Source organism: Thermodesulfobacteriota bacterium, assembly GCA_035559815.1.
Classification (GTDB): domain Bacteria; phylum Desulfobacterota_D; class UBA1144; order Nemesobacterales; family CSP1-2; genus DATMAT01.
Window position 1 is genome coordinate 102,420 of the sequence record DATMAT010000047.1, and the last position, 18,662, is coordinate 121,081.

General features: G+C 46.4%; 16 protein-coding genes. 10 read left to right on the forward strand and 6 right to left on the reverse strand.

Annotated elements, in window-relative coordinates:
- Positions 1–1,126 precede the first annotated feature (1,126 nt).
- The 5 genes from VNN20_12545 to VNN20_12565 all read left to right on the forward strand — a co-directional run bounded on the left by VNN20_12545 (position 1,127) and on the right by VNN20_12565 (position 5,149).
- A complete protein-coding gene (locus tag VNN20_12545; GenBank protein ID HWP93014.1) occupies positions 1,127–1,876 on the forward strand; it encodes a glycosyltransferase in 750 nt (249 codons plus the stop codon).
- Entirely contained in the window at positions 1,863–2,486 is a 624-nt protein-coding gene (locus tag VNN20_12550; protein ID HWP93015.1) for a phosphatase PAP2 family protein, read from the forward strand. Before VNN20_12545 ends, VNN20_12550 begins: the two co-directional genes overlap by 14 nt.
- A 40-nt stretch (positions 2,487–2,526) precedes the next feature.
- A complete protein-coding gene (locus VNN20_12555; GenBank protein ID HWP93016.1) occupies positions 2,527–3,516 on the forward strand; it encodes a glycosyltransferase in 990 nt (329 codons plus the stop codon).
- Between the two features lie 200 nt (positions 3,517–3,716).
- On the forward strand, positions 3,717–4,685 hold the full coding sequence (locus tag VNN20_12560; GenBank protein HWP93017.1) for an ROK family protein: 969 nt from the start codon (positions 3,717–3,719) through the stop codon (positions 4,683–4,685).
- A 206-nt stretch (positions 4,686–4,891) separates the two neighbouring features.
- Positions 4,892–5,149: a GIY-YIG nuclease family protein gene (locus tag VNN20_12565; protein ID HWP93018.1), complete on the forward strand. Its 258-nt coding sequence runs from the start codon at positions 4,892–4,894 to the stop codon at positions 5,147–5,149.
- Between the two features lie 125 nt (positions 5,150–5,274).
- Here the strand turns inward: VNN20_12565 and VNN20_12570 are convergent, their stop codons facing one another.
- Positions 5,275–7,206, reverse strand: coding sequence for a response regulator (locus tag VNN20_12570; protein ID HWP93019.1), 1,932 nt, complete (start codon positions 7,204–7,206; stop codon positions 5,275–5,277).
- Between the two features lie 552 nt (positions 7,207–7,758).
- On the opposite strand from VNN20_12570, the gene VNN20_12575 reads away from it, so the two are divergent.
- Positions 7,759–8,445: a methyltransferase domain-containing protein gene (locus VNN20_12575; protein ID HWP93020.1), complete on the forward strand. Its 687-nt coding sequence runs from the start codon at positions 7,759–7,761 to the stop codon at positions 8,443–8,445.
- Between the two features lie 380 nt (positions 8,446–8,825).
- Here the strand turns inward: VNN20_12575 and tilS are convergent, their stop codons facing one another.
- Genes tilS through pheT form a run of 4 tightly spaced genes read right to left on the reverse strand, consistent with a single transcriptional unit; the run spans position 8,826 to position 13,539 of the window.
- A complete protein-coding gene (gene tilS, locus VNN20_12580) occupies positions 8,826–10,154 on the reverse strand; it encodes a tRNA lysidine(34) synthetase TilS (GenBank protein ID HWP93021.1) in 1,329 nt (442 codons plus the stop codon).
- A 1-nt stretch (position 10,155) separates the two neighbouring features.
- Positions 10,156–10,818 carry a DUF502 domain-containing protein gene (locus VNN20_12585; protein HWP93022.1) on the reverse strand — a complete coding sequence of 221 codons (663 nt, stop codon included), beginning with the start codon at positions 10,816–10,818 and terminating at the stop codon, positions 10,156–10,158.
- On the reverse strand, positions 10,815–11,105 hold the full coding sequence (locus tag VNN20_12590) for an integration host factor subunit alpha (protein HWP93023.1): 291 nt from the start codon (positions 11,103–11,105) through the stop codon (positions 10,815–10,817). The genes VNN20_12585 and VNN20_12590 overlap by 4 nt, the downstream gene beginning before the upstream one ends.
- 16 nt (positions 11,106–11,121) lie before the next feature.
- Complete coding sequence (pheT, locus tag VNN20_12595) at positions 11,122–13,539, reverse strand: phenylalanine--tRNA ligase subunit beta (GenBank protein ID HWP93024.1); 2,418 nt, start codon at positions 13,537–13,539, stop codon at positions 11,122–11,124.
- 259 nt (positions 13,540–13,798) lie between these two features.
- Between pheT and VNN20_12600 the strand changes: the two genes are divergently transcribed.
- The 3 genes from VNN20_12600 (at position 13,799) to VNN20_12610 (ending at position 17,675) form a co-directional block, all read left to right on the forward strand.
- Positions 13,799–14,353, forward strand: a complete 555-nt coding sequence (locus VNN20_12600) for a LemA family protein (GenBank protein ID HWP93025.1) — start codon at positions 13,799–13,801, stop codon at positions 14,351–14,353.
- 99 nt (positions 14,354–14,452) lie between these two features.
- On the forward strand, positions 14,453–16,150 hold the full coding sequence (locus tag VNN20_12605; protein ID HWP93026.1) for a DUF2207 domain-containing protein: 1,698 nt from the start codon (positions 14,453–14,455) through the stop codon (positions 16,148–16,150).
- Positions 16,151–16,394: 244 nt separating this feature from the next.
- Positions 16,395–17,675 carry a DNRLRE domain-containing protein gene (locus tag VNN20_12610; protein HWP93027.1) on the forward strand — a complete coding sequence of 427 codons (1,281 nt, stop codon included), beginning with the start codon at positions 16,395–16,397 and terminating at the stop codon, positions 17,673–17,675.
- Positions 17,676–17,701: 26 nt separating this feature from the next.
- On the opposite strand, the gene VNN20_12615 is transcribed toward VNN20_12610, so the two are convergent.
- Entirely contained in the window at positions 17,702–18,256 is a 555-nt protein-coding gene (locus VNN20_12615) for a M48 family metallopeptidase (protein HWP93028.1), read from the reverse strand.
- A gap of 127 nt (positions 18,257–18,383) precedes the next feature.
- Between VNN20_12615 and VNN20_12620 the strand changes: the two genes are divergently transcribed.
- Positions 18,384–18,662, forward strand: a 279-nt coding sequence (locus tag VNN20_12620; protein HWP93029.1) for a helix-turn-helix domain-containing protein, incomplete at its 3' end; no start/stop codon positions are given.

The following is an 18,662-nucleotide window of genomic DNA, read 5'->3' on the forward strand; positions in this document are numbered from 1 at the left end:
GAGAAGAATTTCCTGTTAAAAAACACACCGGGCTTTATCCACGAGAATAATGCCGCACACAAACTGGAATGCCCTATTCCCTTTGATTTTTGGGAGATAGATAGCAATGCTAGTGCCATAGTAGTTAATTAAAAGAAAAGCCCTTATTTTATCAAGGCAGGACTGGCAGAGCAGAGGAATGATTACGGATCGGAAGGTATATTCTTGTCAAAAAACAAACAATTTTGTAAAAAGACATACAAACTTGTAGTCTTATTTGGTGAAAACTTACTTGCCCTCGAGTTTATCAAGGATATTTTGTCTTAACCCGGCCTGAATCAAGATTTAATCGGATATTAATGCTTCTCCCTTATAATTATTTTGTTATTTTCCATTCTACCTATTTCTCTCCTTTAGTGGGCGCATGGTGAGTGATAGCCGGACATGGCTATCACTCCCATTTTTTGAGTCTAGCTGTGGGGAGTAAACGTAAGGTCAATTTGCCTTAACGCTATTTTTACTCTCCTTTAATAAGGCATTAATAATTGGTTGATATGATGGTCTATACTGGTACCTCCAAGTACCTTTCCTTCCCTCCAACAGGTTCAGTGAAGGGAGTCATCCACAAGCACTCCCTTCACTTTTATATGTTCGACAGTCCGTATTCGACCCGATGTACAATGACACTACAAGTTAAATCTGTTTATCGAAGGATGGCTTTCTTGAAGTGTTCACACTTCGACTCCGCTCAGTGTGAACGGTTTTTTTACTTTTTATTCCCAGCGGATGCATGCATCCGCTCATACTGAGTTTAATCGAAGTATGGGGGCTAAAGGTGCTCACCCTTCTCCCGGTTTAACCGGGGGATCAGTCGGGGATCCATAATTAAAGACTGGATTCCCACTCCCCCCATACGCGAGGACAAGCTTCATGGGAATGACAAGAAGGGGAGAATCCCCAAAACCGAACAAGATTCCTCACATTCGTTCGGAATTGCAAGCCGCTTTCTTTTTTCAGTGAAGCAATCTCTTAGTTTGATTTCTTGGAAATTTACAGGTGTAAAATGAGTTAGAGGTTATCTAATTTAACCCTGCTTTAACCAATGCTTAAATAAGGATTAATTATTCCTTTTTAAAATATAAGATAAATGCCGATAAAACTGGATGACATCACCATAGTCTTACCGACGCGAAACGAGTCACATAATATTCTAGCCTTTCTCAATTCGATTCCCCATTCCATAATGCTGATAGTTATAGATGCGAGCGAGGATTCCACACCGGATTTGATAACCTCACATAGGCCAGAAAAAACATCGGTGATGAAACATCCGGGGTCGGTTACCGAGGCTAGACAGCTTGGTGCCGAAGTTGCAAAAACTCCCTGGCTCCTCTTCACCGACGCCGACGTTGTTTTCGCTGCTGAATATTTCGACCGTCTAGCAAGATATGATGATTTTGACCTGGTATATGGACCGAAGCTTTCCACCGGCAAATTCACTCTTTACTATGAGTGGTTCACGGCAGGCCAGCGTTTGCTTCATTCAATGGGTATTCCTGCCGCTTCCGGCTCGAACATGCTGATAAGACGTCAGGCCCTATCTGCATTGGACGGGTTTGACCTGAGGCTTAACTGCAATGAGGACTCCGAACTGGCCTGGAGGGCCAAGTGGAGCGGCCTACGTATCGCTTTCGCCAAGGATCTCGTTGTCTATGCTCGGGATCATCGTCGTCTGAAGCAAGGCCTTATCCGCAAAACTTTACATTCTTTGACCAGATGCGCTTTGCTGTATACGGACCTCATGCCGGGAAAATGGAGAACGCATGACTGGGGATACTGGTCGCAATACCCTAAACAAAATACCTGGGGCAACCAATCAAAAGATGGAGTTAGATAAGGAGCTTAACCCCTATACTTTATTCCCGGGTTTCGGATGGGTGGAAGGACTGGCGAGATTGGTATCCGCTTTAACCAGTCCTCCCATCCTAGCCATAGCCGGAGTCGTCATAGCTACCCAGACTGTAGCAAAGAGCACGGCATGGGCCTGGGCGGCATTTATTCTGCTGCTCTCGGTAATACTGCCTCTTCTTTACGTGTCATGGCTACTGCGTGCCGGCAAAGTCAAGAGCTTCCATCTGGATGTTCGAGAGGAACGGAAAAGACCCCTACTCTTTCTTCTATTCAACATAGTCTTGGTATGGGCTGTTTTAATTATCGCTGGGGCGTCGAATGTGTTTTTGATGATAGCTACTGCCGGATTGGTGCTGGGCGCTTTGATGTATCTTGTCACCCTTTACTGGAAGATTAGCGGGCATTGTGCTGCTGCGGGGGGTCTTACTGCACTTACCTGCATGTTATTTGGTCAAGAAGCCATGGTCCTATCTATTATCATTCCGATTGTAGCCTGGTCTCGCCTACGACTTCGCTCGCATACCCTGTCTCAGACCGTGGCTGGCGCTATCTTAGGCGATGTCATATTTGCCTTGACCTTCTACATGGTTAAATAGGCATTAATGGATAAATCGCCCTCATAATGGAAATAAAATAATGAGATTACTCCTGGTCACCGATGCATGGTTTCCTCAGGTTAACGGTGTAGTATTCACCTGGAATAACATAATTAACATCATAAAAAAGGATCATCAAGTTCTGGTGCTTCATCCATACATAGAAGGCGCTCAAAAACTTTTCACGATTTATTATGACATTCCCTTTGTCAAAAATTCATCCAACCTGGCCCGGGAATATTTCGAGAAGTTTAATCCGGACAAGATTCATATTGCCACGGAAGGAAGCTTGGGTTTGGCCGTGAGACAATACTGTCTCAATAAAGGGATAAGCTACAACACTTCCTATCATACCCGCCTTGATGAGTATGGATGGATATACTACAGAATACCCCGGTTTGTGACGAAGCTTTACATAAGATGGTTTCATAAATACAGTCGCAAGGTATTGGTCACCACGAAGAGCCTGGCAAAAAAACTGGGGCTAAGGAACAGCACCGTTTGGGCGAGGGGAGTTAATACCGAATTATTCAACTGCGATGTCGATAGAAAAAAAGGGGCATTTCAAAAAACTATTATTTGTGTCGGTCGAGTAAGCAAGGATAAGAATTTGGATGATTTTTGCAAGATACCCGGTTACCGCAAAATACTGGTAGGAGATGGGCCGTACCTGAAAACCCTGAAGTTAAAATATCCGGACGTCTTCTTCACCGGCCATGTCCCGCACGACAGGTTAAAGCTCTGGTACAATGAGGCAGACCTTTTTGTTTTTCCCAGCAAATTTGATACCTTTGGTTTGGTTATCTTGGAAGCAATGGCTTGCGGGCTGCCGGTAGTGGCTTACGATGTTCCGAGCCCTAAGGACATTATACAGGATGGAGTTACCGGTATCTTGGGAGATAATCTGGAGGAGAATATAGCCAAAGCTTTCGACAATCTTGAATACCTTTCATCGAACGCTCTGAAATACGCCCAGTCTCAAAGCTGGAATTCTATAGCCGAGCAGTTTCTAAGGCACTTGAATGAATAGAGTTTGCCACCGCTTTCCAAAATAATCAGAAATCAAAAATCCATACTTGTAAAACAAAGTTTTAGGCAGATAAAAACGCCGGTATAAACTGGGACTAAGTACACGGTGCATTCACTACCACGAATGTAAATGATATTAAGATAAGATTCCACTAAGAATATTTTTTCTAGTAGTTCCTTTTTGTTTATAATTAGCTGACTATGGCGGGTAAGATTGCGGTAGGCATAGACATCGGCGGTACGAACATGAGGAGCGCTCTGGTAGATGAGAACGGGGATATTATGGAACGCCGAAGCATCCCCTCCGGGGCGGGTAAGGGGATTGATTATGTTATGACAAATCTGGCTAAGCTAATAGGAGAGAATATAACCGGTGAAAATGTAGCCGGGGTAGGGATCGGCATTCCGGGAATAATCGATTCAGAAAGGGGTATCTTGACCCAGGCTCCCAACATCTCCAACGTGGACGATTATCCGATTAGAGATGTACTCATTGAAAAGATGGGCAGCGGCATCCCGGTGTTCATAGAGAACGATGCTAACTGCGCTGCGGTCGGCGAATGGTGGGTAGGTGCAGGCAGTAGCGTAGATTCTCTCGTAATCATCACACTGGGAACCGGGGTAGGCGGGGGCATAATACTTAAGGGGGAGCTATGGTCGGGAGCAGACGGGATGGCCGGGGAAATCGGGCATATCACTATTTTCCCTAATGGTGCAAGATGTAACTGCGGAAATTTTGGATGCCTGGAGAGCTATGCTTCAGCTAGCGCAATAAGACGCATGGTAAAAGAGGGCTTGAGCGATAATAAGCTCAAGACTATCTTAAGAAAAAAATCTAGAGGGGTATCCGGGGAGAAGCTTCCTGAAATCGTGATGGAGGCGGCCGTAGAAGGCGATAAGTTTGCCCTGTGGATATGGGATGAGGTGGGGAAAGCGTTGGGAATCGGGATTGCAAACGTGGTAAATCTCCTCAATGTGGAGATGGTAGTTATAGGGGGCGGGCTTTCTAATGCCTGGGAGTTGTTCATAGATAGGTCTATGACCGAGGCCAGGAAAAGGGGGCTCCGTGCGCCAATGAGGCGAGTGGAGGTCAAACGGACAGCTCTCGGGGATGACGCTGGCATAATTGGCGCAGCGTACTTAGCTTTAAAGCATTTGATTTCTGTATAAATCAGGTTTTAGTTTAGAGCAAGCTTGTCCAAAATAAGAAAATGGTTGTCGCTAAAAGAGGGCGGCTCAACAACGACGGCATAAAAACAATTATCCCTTGACCCTTGTGTGGGAAACCTGCCCTGTGGTGGTCTTGACGAACGGTGAAGCGTGAGCATGGAGAAAATCACTCATACCTCGACTCCGCTCGGTATGAAGGGAAAGAAATGGAAAAGGCTTGGGTTCGCATACTCAGATGTTCTGACGGAAGTTATTACACGGGCAAGTCACAGAACCTTGAGCAAGGAATTGCTCAACATAAGGACGGCACATTTGGCGAGTATACCTCAAAACGCCTTCCGGTCGAATTAGTCTTTGCAGAATGCTTTCCGACCTATGAACAAGCGATCCGGGCCGAAAGACAGATTAAAGGTTGTTCCCGAGCTAAGAAAGAAGCCCTTATTAGAGGGGATTTCGATTTGTGAAACGATTTAGTTATCGTTCGCAAAGTATAAACTAAACGCTTAATTTCTCGTTGAATTACTTTAAATCATCTAGGATATTTATTGCAAGACAGCTTGATCAAACTAATTAAACAAACCTTAACGTGTTATATCTTCCCAAGAGCTCGGCCGATCACCCGGGATAGCTCTACGAAATCGGTAGGCTTTTCTACACAGTCTAAAACCCCCATGGCTAAAAGCGCACTGGTCTTTTCCCCCTGGGGATAACCGGTCGATACCAGCACCCGGATGTTCGGGTTTATCTCCTTAAGTGCGATAAACAATGCGGCGCCGTCCATTTCCGGCATGATCATATCGGTGATGACCAAAGCGATTTCGTCCCTGGCTAGCTCATAGAGTTTTAATGCCCGGCGCCCGTCTATAGCTGTTAAAACCTGATACCCTAGGTCTTCGAGCATGGTTTTGGTGGTCTCCAGGACCATTTTTTCATCCTCCACCAGTAGTATTTTCTCTCCATCACCCCTGATTAGCTTATCTGCGCCATACACCGGCGATTTTAATTGATCTATATCTTTTGCCTCCATAGCCGGAAGGTATATGCGGAATGTCGTTCCTTTTCCCACACTGCTGATAACATCGATAACCCCCTCGTGCTGCCGGATTATTCCGTGAACCTGCGCCAGGCCCAGTCCGGCTCCCTTGCCTACTTCCTTGGTGGAGAAAAAAGGCTCGAAAATACGGGTTATATGCTCAGGCGCAATGCCCGTGCCGGTGTCTGATAGCGAAAGAACGACCCACTGGCCCGGTTGCATCTCCGGAAACGGCTTGGTCATTTCCGGCCTAAGGAACAAACGGCCAAGCTCGACTCGTAGCTCACCCCCCAGAGGCATAGCATCGACGGCGTTCTGCACCAGGTTATTCAAAACCTGGTGCATCTTAGAGGCATCGCCTAAGACCCAATATTTACCGGGAGAGGAATCGTATATGACCCTTATGTGTCCGGGCAGGGTCCGGGTCCATTGTTTTGAGACCTCTCTCAGAAGAAGTGAAAGGTCAAGAGGCTGCCATTCGGACACGGATTGACGGGTGAAGTCCAGGATTTGACGGACGAATTGGCTGGCACGATGCCCCTGCTGTATGATGTACTCCAGGTGGCTCCGGGCCTTATCGTTGAGGGAAGGGTCCCTTTGCAAAAGCTCGGAGAAGCCGATTATGACAGTTAAGGTGTTGTTAAAATTATGGGCGATACCGGCGGCGAGCTGTGCTACTGCCGACAGACGCTCCTTCCTCTCTATGCGCTGTCTCTTTATCCTTTCCACGGTAACATCCCTAATCAGTATTACTGCACCGTCAGCTCCGAATTCTGATTTTATGCTTCGGGCCGATATTTCGAATACCCGCTGGTTTGGCTTCTCCAATATTAATTCGTGATATGACTGGCCGTCAGAAGGCGATTCCAGGATACTCTCGATAGGTTGTCCGGCCAGGTCTAGGATGACATCTCCTAACCCCACGTTGGCCAATAGCTTCAGGTATTCCTCTCCGGCAGGGTTTGTCAGCACTATCCGTTTATTACTATCTATCAGAACGACTCCGTCGCTGATACCCCTCAAAATAACCGAAAGCCTTTCTCGCTCAGAATCGAGTCTTTCCTGGAGTTCCTTGCTCCTTTTTTTCTCCTTGGCCTCGCCTAATGCCCGGGCCACCGCCGGGGCCAGCCGGGACAGTTTATCCTTGGGCACATAATCGGTGGCGCCGTTTCTTAAGGTGTCGATAGCCGTCTCCTCCGCCAGCGACTCGGCAACGAAAATAAATGGCGTATCTGGGCAATTTACTTTAGCTATTGATAATACTGACATACCCTCTACATACGGAGGCGAATAATCCGAGAGGATGAGACCGGGTTTGAATTCTTCTAGGTTCTTGAGGAAGGCTTCTTTAGTATCCGCTATCTTTGTGGAGAACCTTACGCTTAATTTTTGCAGCTCCCGTCCAATAAGTTCAACATCTGTTGCGCTGCCCTTGAATATGAGAATCCGGAGGTCTTCATCAATTGACAACCCACCCCGGTCGGCCATGGCATCTCCTTAAGTGCGTCTCTGCCGACAGCAACATAATAGGCTTAAGAGCCATTAATTCGTCGGCGTTTGGCTCCTAATCACTCCGCTTGACCAGTCCCTCGGTAGTACATTTGCCGCAACTTGCTTTTATAGAGCCTCCATCTTTTTTCGCGGCTTTATACTGCTGTTAATTTTTTAATCATTGATATTGAGCTTTAGGGAGGGAACATAAGGAAAGGTAATTTGACCAGGCCTGAATAAACTCAGGAACAAGGGTTTTATGTGTTTGGAACGCCTCCGCCCGAAATGAGCTCATTTTCAAAAGACCATCCTCGTGGTTAATCTAATTACACGCTCAAAAAAGCAATAATCTCTTGCCATAACGTTCTTTTATTATTCCTATTTTATTATACTCTCAATTTTATTTCAACTTATTTTAATAAGGGTCTGAATCGGAATCGAAATCGAAATGCACATACGAGCTGGAGAGGCGTCATCCCCATTTGTTATATTAACCGGAAAGTATGTAAAATAATGGACAATTAAGCAGAGAACCATATACAGGGCTATATGGAGCTAGAAGCAGAACTAAGAGAAGACGAAACGTTGGACGGCCCATACGGCCTTAAGGTCATACAGAAGAAGGGCTACTACCGGTATTCGCAGGATTCTCTACTCCTCGCGGATTTTGCCGGAATAAGGAAAAACGATGAAATAATAGACCTGGGAACCGGTTGTGGAATCATAACCCTGATACTGGCCAAAAGGGGATTAGGCAATAGAATCGTCGGCGTCGAAATACAAAAAGAGCTGGTAGAGGTTTCGAGGAGGAACATACGGTTAAACGGCTTTGAAGAAAAAATAGAAATCGTAGAGGGCGATATAAGAAGCATCGGCTCTCTTTTCCCACCAAATTGCTTTGATTACGTTATAACCAACCCCCCCTATATTGAAACGAGAACCGGCTTTATAAAGGCTGGCTCGCATAGGACTGTCGCCCGGCATGAGGTTCTTTGCAATATGGGTGATGTCCTCGAGGTGATGAGATACCTGCTCAAGTCGCTCCGGTGCGGGGCGTGCATCTACCCAGCGGCGCGGTTTGCCGAGCTGGTCACAGAGGCCAAAAGAAGAAGACTGGAGCCCGGCCGGATACAGTTTGTTTATCCCGGTCCTCGGGAGAAAGCGGAGCTGGTAATGGTCGAATTTATAAAGGAAGGAAATCCACGACTGGAAGTCCTGCCACCCTTGGTGGGTTGAGGGTTAATGGTTAAGAGTCGTGTGTTTAGCTAATTGCTCGTCCTGCCCCGAGGAATGTTTTGAAGATCAATTGTAGTATTTGTTTTTAAGGTGTTCATCCTTCTACTCCGCTCAGGATGAATGGGTTTTTTTATTCCTTTTTACCAGCGGATGATAATCCGCTCATCCTGAATACTGCCCTGAGTTTATCGAAGGGTCAATCGAAGGATGATTTGAAGCAAGTGGAGTTCACCCTTCGATAGTTAGCGATGCTCAAAGGGCTAACGGTGAAATTTGTCATGTTGGTGATGAACAATTATGTGTTTTCACTCTAAGAACTGTTATTGTAAGTGTTAGAGACTAAATTCAACTTTTAATTCTTCGCCCGCCTCCCCGCCACCTTATTTCCATCTTGGCTTGATCAGGCTGATTCTTACCGCCTTCTTCTTCCTCACCTTGAATCTCTCGTCCATCCTCAACCCCCCGACCCACATAATTTGTCCCTTGCTGAGAAATATGGGAATCCTGCTTCTCAGGAACCTGGGTATCTTTTCGTCGATAAAAAGGTCCTTTATCTTTTTTCTTGTTTTCATGCCCAGTGGGACAAACCTGTCCCCCGGATGGAAGTTTCTTATCTCTATAGGAAATTCAACCGAGTCTCTGTCGAAGAACTGAATATACGGGTCTTCACCCCAAGATTCTGCTTCCACGATGTCGATTTCAAGCTCGGCATTAGGGAAGCTCCACTTTCCCGGGGAAGCTATCCGGTATGAGAATTCGGGTTCGAGCCTGGATTTTCGGGTAATTAAGAATGAGTCATATCCTTTTGCCACCACGATTCCACCGGGGAGTACAATTTCACCCGACGACGATTCGGAGAAGAGGAGTTCGTCAGCCGAGGCTACGTGTGTAAAAGAGACCTGTCTTAAGCTACCTTTTATTTGCTCTATCGCTATCCTCAGAAAGGTCGGCCTTAGCGCTTCGGGAATGGCCTTGTAGCGGGAGAGTGTCCCAAGAAGCTCGTCTTCATCCCGGTGCTGGAACACATACTCAAGCCAGTTTCCCGCCCTACTTCTTATGAAGTCCTCCTCGGTCCTGAAGATATTAGCCGTCTTGGCCAGTGTCTCTTTTATCCGGGGATTGTATTTCTGGAGTACCGGGATCAAATCATGTCTTATCCTGTTTCTGAGGAAGATTTTCTCCCTATTTGAGGAATCATCGACCCACTTCACCTTTTTCCCCTGCAGGTATCTTTCCACTTCCGACCGGGGTACTTCGATTAACGGCCTGATTATCTGGCCTTGAGACACCGGCGGTATGCCCGAAAGCCCTAAGGGGCCGCTCCCCTTGATAAAGCGCATGAGTACGGTTTCAGCTTGGTCATCAAGCGTGTGGGCTGTGGCTATTTTTTGGGCGTCGTGCTTTGCCAAGACCTCTCTTAAGAATTCATATCTCAATGTCCTGGCGGCCTCTTCCAGGGAGAGCTTCGACCTTTTCTTGAATTCAGGGGTGCTTACTTCCCGAGTTTCGAAGGGGAGGTCGAGCTTCTTTGCTATTCCCTCTACGAATAGTGCATCCCTTTTGCCTTCTTTAGGTCTAATGCCATGGTTCAGGTGGGAAACAATCAGCTTTAATCTGTATTCTTTAAGCTCCCTGAGTGCGTATAGCAGAGCCAATGAATCTGCTCCGCCCGAGACCCCCACTACGACCGTATCACCGGGAGTGAGCATGTTAAATTTTTTTATCGTTTTCCTTACTTGTCCTAAAATCCTCAAGCTGCTCAGAGGAGAGTCCTCCCGATACTATTATTCTGAACGCGTCTTCAACGCTTATGGGAAGCTCTTTAACCTCATCCTCAGGAATTAGTAGGTAAAAACCCCCTGTCGGGTTGAAGGCGGTAGGAAGAAATATACCTAATAGCCTTTTCCCGGACTCCGTGTACTTTGAAACGCCGGTAACAAATCCTATCGAGAATATCCCTTTTCTTGGATATTCGAACATTACCACGCGCTTAATCCCCTTTAGCCCGTCGCCGAAAACCGCCTCGATTATCTGCTTTGTGGCTTTGTATATGGTCCTAGCAAAAGGAATTTTGGAGATAAGTCCTTCTCCAATATCGAGTAGCTTTCGCCCCACAAAATTTCTGGTTACTGCGCCTACTACGAGAACTATGAGTATTGTTCCGATAATTCCTATGGCGAAAGTGACGGCTTGAAATAAGGGTGGAGGAAGCTCGGAAAGAGGGCCGATCAAAACCTTAGCCGGGGCCGCACTTACCAATTCGATTATCCATTTACCCAATATAAACAATATGTATAGCGTGAGCCCGAAGGGAACGGTGACGAGAAGTCCGGCGAGTAAACTGCGCCTAAGTGAACCAGTAAATCCTTTCATTCATGAAGCGGTTCTTTATTAATGGCATCGCGGAGGAATCTGCTCGGTTTGAATACTACCGCTTTTCTCTCTGATATTTCTATGGTCATTCCGGTAGCCGGGTTTCTTCCCTTCCTCGACTTCCTTCTTTGAACACGGAAAGTGCCGAAGCGGGGTATCTTTATACCCTCCCCGTTGGTGAGTTTTTCCTTGGCAATCTCAAAGAAGAATTCTACGATCTCTGCGGATTCTCTCTTTGATAGCCCGATCCTGGTATGGATTACATCCGCAAGCTCTTTTTTTGTCATCTCTTTCCCCCCTTTTTTAGCTCTTACGTAATTGAGCTCCAAATACCGATTGAAGCCTATTCAAACCTTTTATTTGGACGTCTTCAACTTCCTCGTCGGTTAAGGTCCGGTCAGCCGAGCGGAGAATCATAGATATGGCCACGCTCTTTTTCCCCTTATCTACGGTACCGCCCTTGAACACGTCGAAAACGTTTACCTCCTCGATCAAATCGGATTCTACTTTCCGAAGTTCAACCAAAATCCTCCCGACCGGTATATCTTCATCCACGACCAAAGCGATATCCCTTCTAACGGAAGGGAATTTGGGTAAATGGGTAAATTGCTTTTTGGCATCGTCGCTTGCCGCATACAGTTTTTCCAGGTCGAGCTCGAAGAGATAAATCCTTTTGGAGATTTCCAGTTTTTCTCGGTAGTCGGGATGAATCTCTCCCAGGTATCCCGCCTCTTCGTCTTCGACCAAAATCCTTGCCGATTTGCCCGGATGTAGGAAATTTATTCCGGTTGAGGAGGCTGAATCCATCAACCTTATCTTGTCTGAAATAGAGAAAGCCTCGAATATCCTTTCCAATATCCCCTTTAAATCGAAGAAATCAAATTCTTCCTTGTCCCATAGCTCCGGCTGTCGTCTTCCGGTCGCCGCCGCGGCTATCGTGGTGATTTCTTTTGGAAGCCCGTATTCTCGTGGGATGTACACCTTCCCTGTTTCGAATAACCTGATGTCCTGGGCCTGGCGGTTCAGGTTAAGAATCACGTTTTTTATTATTCCGGTCAATAGATTTGTCCTCATGACCGAGCCTTCGTTGCTGAGCGGGTTGAGTATACGTAGCGGTGCTGTTCCGTTGAATAAACCGAGTAAAGACGGGTCTTCAAAGCTGTAGTTAATTACCTCGAGAAAACCGGAGGATATGAGAATCTCCTTTACTCTGTTCTCAAGAAATTTTTGTCTTTGTAAACCGGCCGTCATCATAGGAATGACCGGAAGGGTTGCCGGAATACGATTATATCCGTAATGCCTGGCCAGTTCTTCTATGAGGTCTATCTCCCGGGTAAGGTCTGTCCTGAAGGTTGGGATCCGGAGAAACATATCGCTGTCTTTAACGGCAAGCGTCTCGATCCCCAGCCCTTCGGTTATCTTCTTAATTTTGTCCGCTTCGATGTGAGTACCTAGAATAGAGTCAACCCTTTTTAAAGAGAGTTTTACTTCTCTGGGCTCGATCGGGTTCGGATAGATATCTATTCTTCCTTTTGACACCTCCCCACCAGCCAGCCCTCTTATAAGCTCGGTAGCCCTGTCCAGGGCCTTTACGACTCCGTTAGGGTCGACTCCCCTTTCAAACCGGTATGAGGACTCCGAACGGAGGCCGGTCCTCTTGGAGGTTCTTCTAACCCTGACCGGATTAAAAAAAGCACTCTCAAGGAGGATGCTCCTAGTGCTCTCTGAAACCTCGGTATTACCTCCACCCATCACCCCGGCGATTGCCACCGGTTTCTGCGCATCACATATGAGTAAATCTTCGCTGGTCAGATGTCTCTCCACGCCGTCGAGGGTTTGTATAACCTCTCCATCTTTGGCCGGTCTCACCACGATTTTCCTTCCCTCGATTAAGTCATAGTCAAAAGCATGAAGGGGCTGTCCCAATTCGAGTAGTACGTAATTGGTAATATCCACTACGTTGTTGATGGACCTGATGCCCGATGCCTCCAGGCGCTTTTTTAGCCAGTCGGGGGCAGGGCCAATTTTAACGTCCTTGACTATTCGGCAGGAATATCTGGGGCAGCCTTCTCGGTCATACACTTCCACCTGGGCTAATCTTACGATGTCCTCTCCTTCCTCCCTAACTATGTAATCCGGATATATGATCCCGCCCCCCAGGATGGTTGCTACCTCCCGGGCTATTCCCAATACACTAAGGCAGTCCGGGCGGTTCGGCGTAACCCCGACCTCAAAGACTACATCGTCAAGACCTAACTCATCTATCAATCTGTTCCCAATATTCGAGGAGTCGGGGAGAATCATTATTCCGTCTCCCTCTTCTCCTATTCCCAATTCGTTCTCGGCACAGAGCATGCCCTCAGATTGTTCTCCCCTAATCTTTGCTGACTGGATCAGTATGCCGTCTGGAAACTTAACACTGGGAGGAAGCTTGGTACCCGAAGGGGCGAGGGCTACCTTGTCCCCGGTTTTCATGTTTTTTGCCCCGCAAACAATGTTGTAATGCTTGGTACCGTCGGTTACGTCACAGAGAACCAGTTTTGACGCATTGGGATGTGGCCTTATGTCCACTATCTGGGCTACTATAATGCCCTCAAGCCCTTTTCCCATGTATTCCAAGGACTCTACTTCCAGCCCGGACATAGTTAAGCTTTCGGCTAACTCTTCTGGGGAGCAATTAATTTCGACGTATTCTTTAAGCCAGCTTAAACTGAATCTCATTTTCTGATGACAATAAAATTAAATGATTACATATTCTTAGAGAATGGTCAATATGCAAGTTTAGGATAGTGGCCAAGGCTCAGGAGGAGCATGTATCGGGTGCTGAACCTTGTCTAAGAATCTGATGTACTCATTGCTACCGGTAGCGTTCCGGCAAATTTAAGGGCGAATTAAACCTGGCTTTCTCTATTGACTTATTTGTCCATATGCATATATGATTAAATCGGTAATTTCTAAAAAATATCAGGGAGTTATGAAGATGGGATTTCTGATATTTGTAGTCGTTATCGGCCTACTAATAGCCGTGTTTGTAGGGATATACAATTCCCTCATAAAGCTAAGAAATATGTCCGAACAGTCCTGGTCGGATATCGACGTTCAGCTCAAAAGAAGATATGACCTGGTTCCTAACCTGGTGGAGACGGTTAAGGGTTATGCGTCGCACGAGAAAGACACCTTCGAGAAGGTGGTTCAGGCAAGAAATGTGGCCATGCAGGCCTCTTCACCGGGGGACAAAGCCCAGGCGGAAAATATATTGCAATCCACTCTTAAAAGCCTCTTTGCCCTGGCCGAGAGTTATCCGGACCTCAAGGCCAACCAGAATTTCGTCGAGCTTCAGAAGGAACTCTCCAACATTGAGGAGCAGATCCAGCTATCCCGCCGCTACTATAACGCCGTCGTTAGAGACCTCAATACCAAGATCGAGTCGGTGCCAAGCAACGTAGTGGCGAATATGTTCGGGTTTGCCAAGAAGGAATATTTTGAGCTCGACTCGACCGAGGAGAGGAAGACCCCTCAGGTAAAGTTTGGGTAAATTTATGAACAACGAAGACACAAAGGCACGAAGATTAGACCTTGGATAAAAATGTTGTAGAGAGACGCCATTTATGGCGTCTATTTCTGCGGATTCTCTATGAAATTAATAATAACTGCATTTGCTTTTTCTCTTCTGATTTGCTTATTCCCACTGACAATTCATGCCGAAGAGATAAGGGATTTCCGTACTGAGATTTTAATAAATAAGAATTCATCCATAAGCGTCCAGGAGGACATAGAATATGATTTCGGTTATGAGCTTAGGCATGGGATATTCCGGGAAATACCCTACAAATACGAGGTGGGTATCAGGAATTATAACTTGCGAATGGACGTACGAAGGGTTACCGATTTCAAGGATAAACCCTATAAATATAGCGTCCGCCGTGAGGGACGGTATGTAATTGTCAAAATAGGTGACCCGGATAGGGAGATAACCGGGGTGCATGGATACAGGATAGAATACTTCGTGGATGGAGCCCTAAATTTTTTTGAGGACCATGACGAGCTTTACTGGAATGTTACCGGGAACGAATGGAAGATACCCATAAAAAAAGTAAGCGCAAAGGTGTATTTTGAGAAAGAGATTCCGGAAGGGATTAAAGCAACCTGTTATACCGGCTATTTCGGTTCAAAAGAGCAGGATTGCCGGTTCACCATTACTCCAAGCGGGGTCGAGTTTTTTGCTTCTGATAGTTTCAACCCCGGCGAGGGGCTCACAATCGTACTCGGGCTGCCCAAGGGGATTTTGAAGGAACCTTCGTCGCTCAAAAAAGCCTCCTGGTTTATCGCCGATAACTGGTTTTTTTCTCTTCCCTTCCTTACGTTCTTTTTCGTGATCTACTTCTGGCACACCAAGGGGCGAGACCCGGAGGGTAGGGGAGTAGTGGCAGTGCAGTACGAGCCGCCCAAGGATTTAACTCCCGCCGAGGCCGGGGCGCTGGTGGATGAGCGGGCGGATATCATCGACATAACCTCGACCGTGATAGACCTGGCGGTAAGGGGCTACATAAAGATCCGGGAAGTGGAAAGCACAAAACTCTTTTTCTTCTCGGACAGGGACTATCGGCTTATTAAAATCAAGGAGCCCCTTGGCAACGAGCTTAAACCCCATGAGCTTGAGGTTTTCACCGGCATGTTTGGCTCGAAGGATGAGATACTCATTTCCAGCCTGAAGAACAAATTTTATACCCATCTTCCATCCATAAAGGAATCCCTCTATAAACAGCTCGTAAGCGGGGGTTACTTTCCTTCTCACCCGGAGAAAGTTAGAAACGTGTTTAAGTGGTCGGGGATAGCATTAATAGTGGTGTCCTTCCTTTTTCTACCGCATTGGGGGATGAAGCTTTCGTTTGTCCTCTCCGGGATTTTTATCCTGATATTCTCCAGGTATATGCCCAGGAAAACAAAAAAAGGCTCTCTGGCCAGAGAGAACATCTTGGGCTTTAGAGAGTTTATCGAGAGGGCGGAAAAGGACCGTATCGAAAGGCTGGCCAAAGACGACCCCACTCTCTTTGACAGGGTGCTTCCCTACGCCTTGGTGTTCGGCTTGGGAGACAGATGGGCCGAGGCTTTTCAGGATATGTATGCAAAGCCTCCCTCTTGGTACGATTCTCCGAGATACGGAAATTCGTTCTCGCCGCGTATATTCGTGGATGACCTGGGAAGGAGCCTTAGCGTGATGAACAGCACCTTTGCCTCGACACCAAGCCGCTCCGGAGGCGCCGGCGGGAGCGGTTTTAGCGGCGGCTCGAGCGGGGGAGGGTTTGGCGGCGGCGGGGGCGGGTCGTGGTGATAAATTCTGAGACTCGTCCGCACGAATAATCCTTCTATATCTATTTTCCGACCGTTAGTTATATCATTCTTACTATCTCTATATAATCACTAAGAAATTTAAAGCAATCTTAATGCTATAGTATGAGATGAAGATTCATACTTTGGTAGTATTGATTAACGTAATTATCTAGTGAAAAGTATGTATTAAATTTGAGAGAATAGAACTTAAGTATTAACCAAAATCCGGTCAAGGATAACCTGAATTGGACATAAGGCGACCGTTATCCACTGAGCAAGTCCCCAATATTTTTAAAACGTTTGCCTTAGCTTTTTTCATTTTATTAGCCGATTTCGTTTTATACCAGTCTCTGGGATTGGCCGATGTGGCCAACCTTATCCCAACGAAAGACACATTTGTGAGCAAAGCACAACCTGCCACCAGTTTTGGAGGGATGAAAGTACTGAGAACAAAAGCAGAGACCGATACCGCCAGAGAGACTCTCTTACAATTCAATTTGTCCAGTATTCCCAGCAGTGCTCAGATTCTTAAAGGGGAGCTCAGACTTTTCAGTAAGAAAAGTAAGTTCTTTAAACCGGATAATAATGTGGGAGTTTTTGCAAACCTGGGATCGTGGAGTGAATCCACGACCTGGAATGCCAGGCCAAGTCGGGCTTCATCTTTTGAAGATAGTATCGCCGTGACAAAAACGCGTCGTTATTACTCTTGGGATATAACCGATCTGGTACAGGATTGGGTTAGTGGGGTAGAGACGAACTTTGGGGTCAGGGTTTTAGGTTTCGGCGGGGGTAGCTTATTTTTTAAAAGCAGCGAAGCCCCGTCTAAACGTCCTATTCTACGTATCGAATATACCCCGGTCTCGTATATCGGTTTCGGCGATAGTATCACCAGGGGGTCTAAGGATGATATTACCAATGACAACTGCTCCAAAGACGGCAGGAACTGTGGCGGTGGATACGAGCCGATCTTGAACAACCGGCTTACAAACACTTTTGGCTATGACCATACGGTATTGAACAAGGGTGTTAGCGGCAATAAATCGATAGACGGCTTAAACCGACTGTCCAGCGTGCTATCTGAACTTCCCAGGACGCAGTACTTTCTGATACTATTTGGCACCAACGACGCCTTGGCTTCACCACCCGTTCCAAGCGGTAAGGGGCTTAATCCGGGCAGCCCCGGGTATGCGGGCAGTTTTAAGGATAATATGCAGCAAATTATTACAAGCATAGTCGAGTCGGGAAAGATACCGTACCTGGCCAAAGTGCCTTATGCTTTTGGACCTTGCAGTAATTGCGAACCGTTTACTGATCCGGATATAGCACCCCAAAATGTTCTAATTAGAGAGTACAATCAAGTAATAGACGAATTGAGGTTGGCTAACAATATAATTGTGAAAGCGCCTAACTTTTACAACTACTTCAGGGAACACCCAGAGGAGTTTGCAGACAACCTGCATCCTAATGGGTTAGGTTATAAGTCTATGGCCAGGATGTGGCGAAATGCCATAGTATCGGCTCAATAGCAGTCCAAAAAGAAAGTAAAAGATTCTTATTTTTGTCTATCAGCTACCCGAAACCAATAGGCGAACAAATCTTTTTCCAGTTCCTGATAGTTATTAAACACCTTTGATACTAATGCCCAGAATTCTTGGTTGTGCCTTTTCTCTATCACATGGGCAGTTTCGTGGAATACTATATACTCCACCAGGTGCTCCGGTAAATACCGCATCAGCATGTTGATGGTCAGGTTCCCTTTAGAGCTACAGCTTGCCCATTTGCTTTTCATCTTTCTAAAATAAATATGATTGAGTTTTATCCCTAATCTTTTGGAATATTTTGTAGCAAAAGAATAAACGAGGTCTTTGAGTTCGTTATCAGTTCTATCGCTTATCTCTTTGTTTGCTGAGTTTTTTAAGCAGCCTTCGATAAATTCAATTTTTCTGAGTATCCAGGTCCTGTGCTTTTTCAAGAGCGAATTATGCTCATGGCCAAATGGGAGAACTAGGAGAAGCTTCCCTGTTTTAAATTCTAAGCGAGGATATTTCACATCTCGATAAGAAACCGTGTACACTATGTTTTTCTGGCTAAACGCTGCATTTGTCATTCTGAGCATCGCGGTTCCCTGAATTCCCTCCCTCCTGATCACTACCCCAGGTCCCAGCGAAGAATCTACATACTAGTTAGTTCATAAGTAAGTGGACATTTTATGTTAATTGTGTTATATTTCTGGCATGAAGAGACAAGATGCCAGGACATTGGATCATAAGACTTTGGAAGCCATACGGGTTCGGGCTGTTCAGCGGGTTCAGAGCGGGGAGAGTCCAGAAGTAGTTATCAAGGCCTTGGGTTTCTCCCGGGCATGCATCTACAACTGGCTGGCCGCCTACCGGGCAGGGGGCTGGGAAGCACTTAAAGCCAAGCGGCTTTATGGCCGTCCGCACAAGCTCAAGGGGAGGCAGATTCGGTGGATTTACCGGACGGTGACCTTGAAGAATCCCTTGCAATTGAGA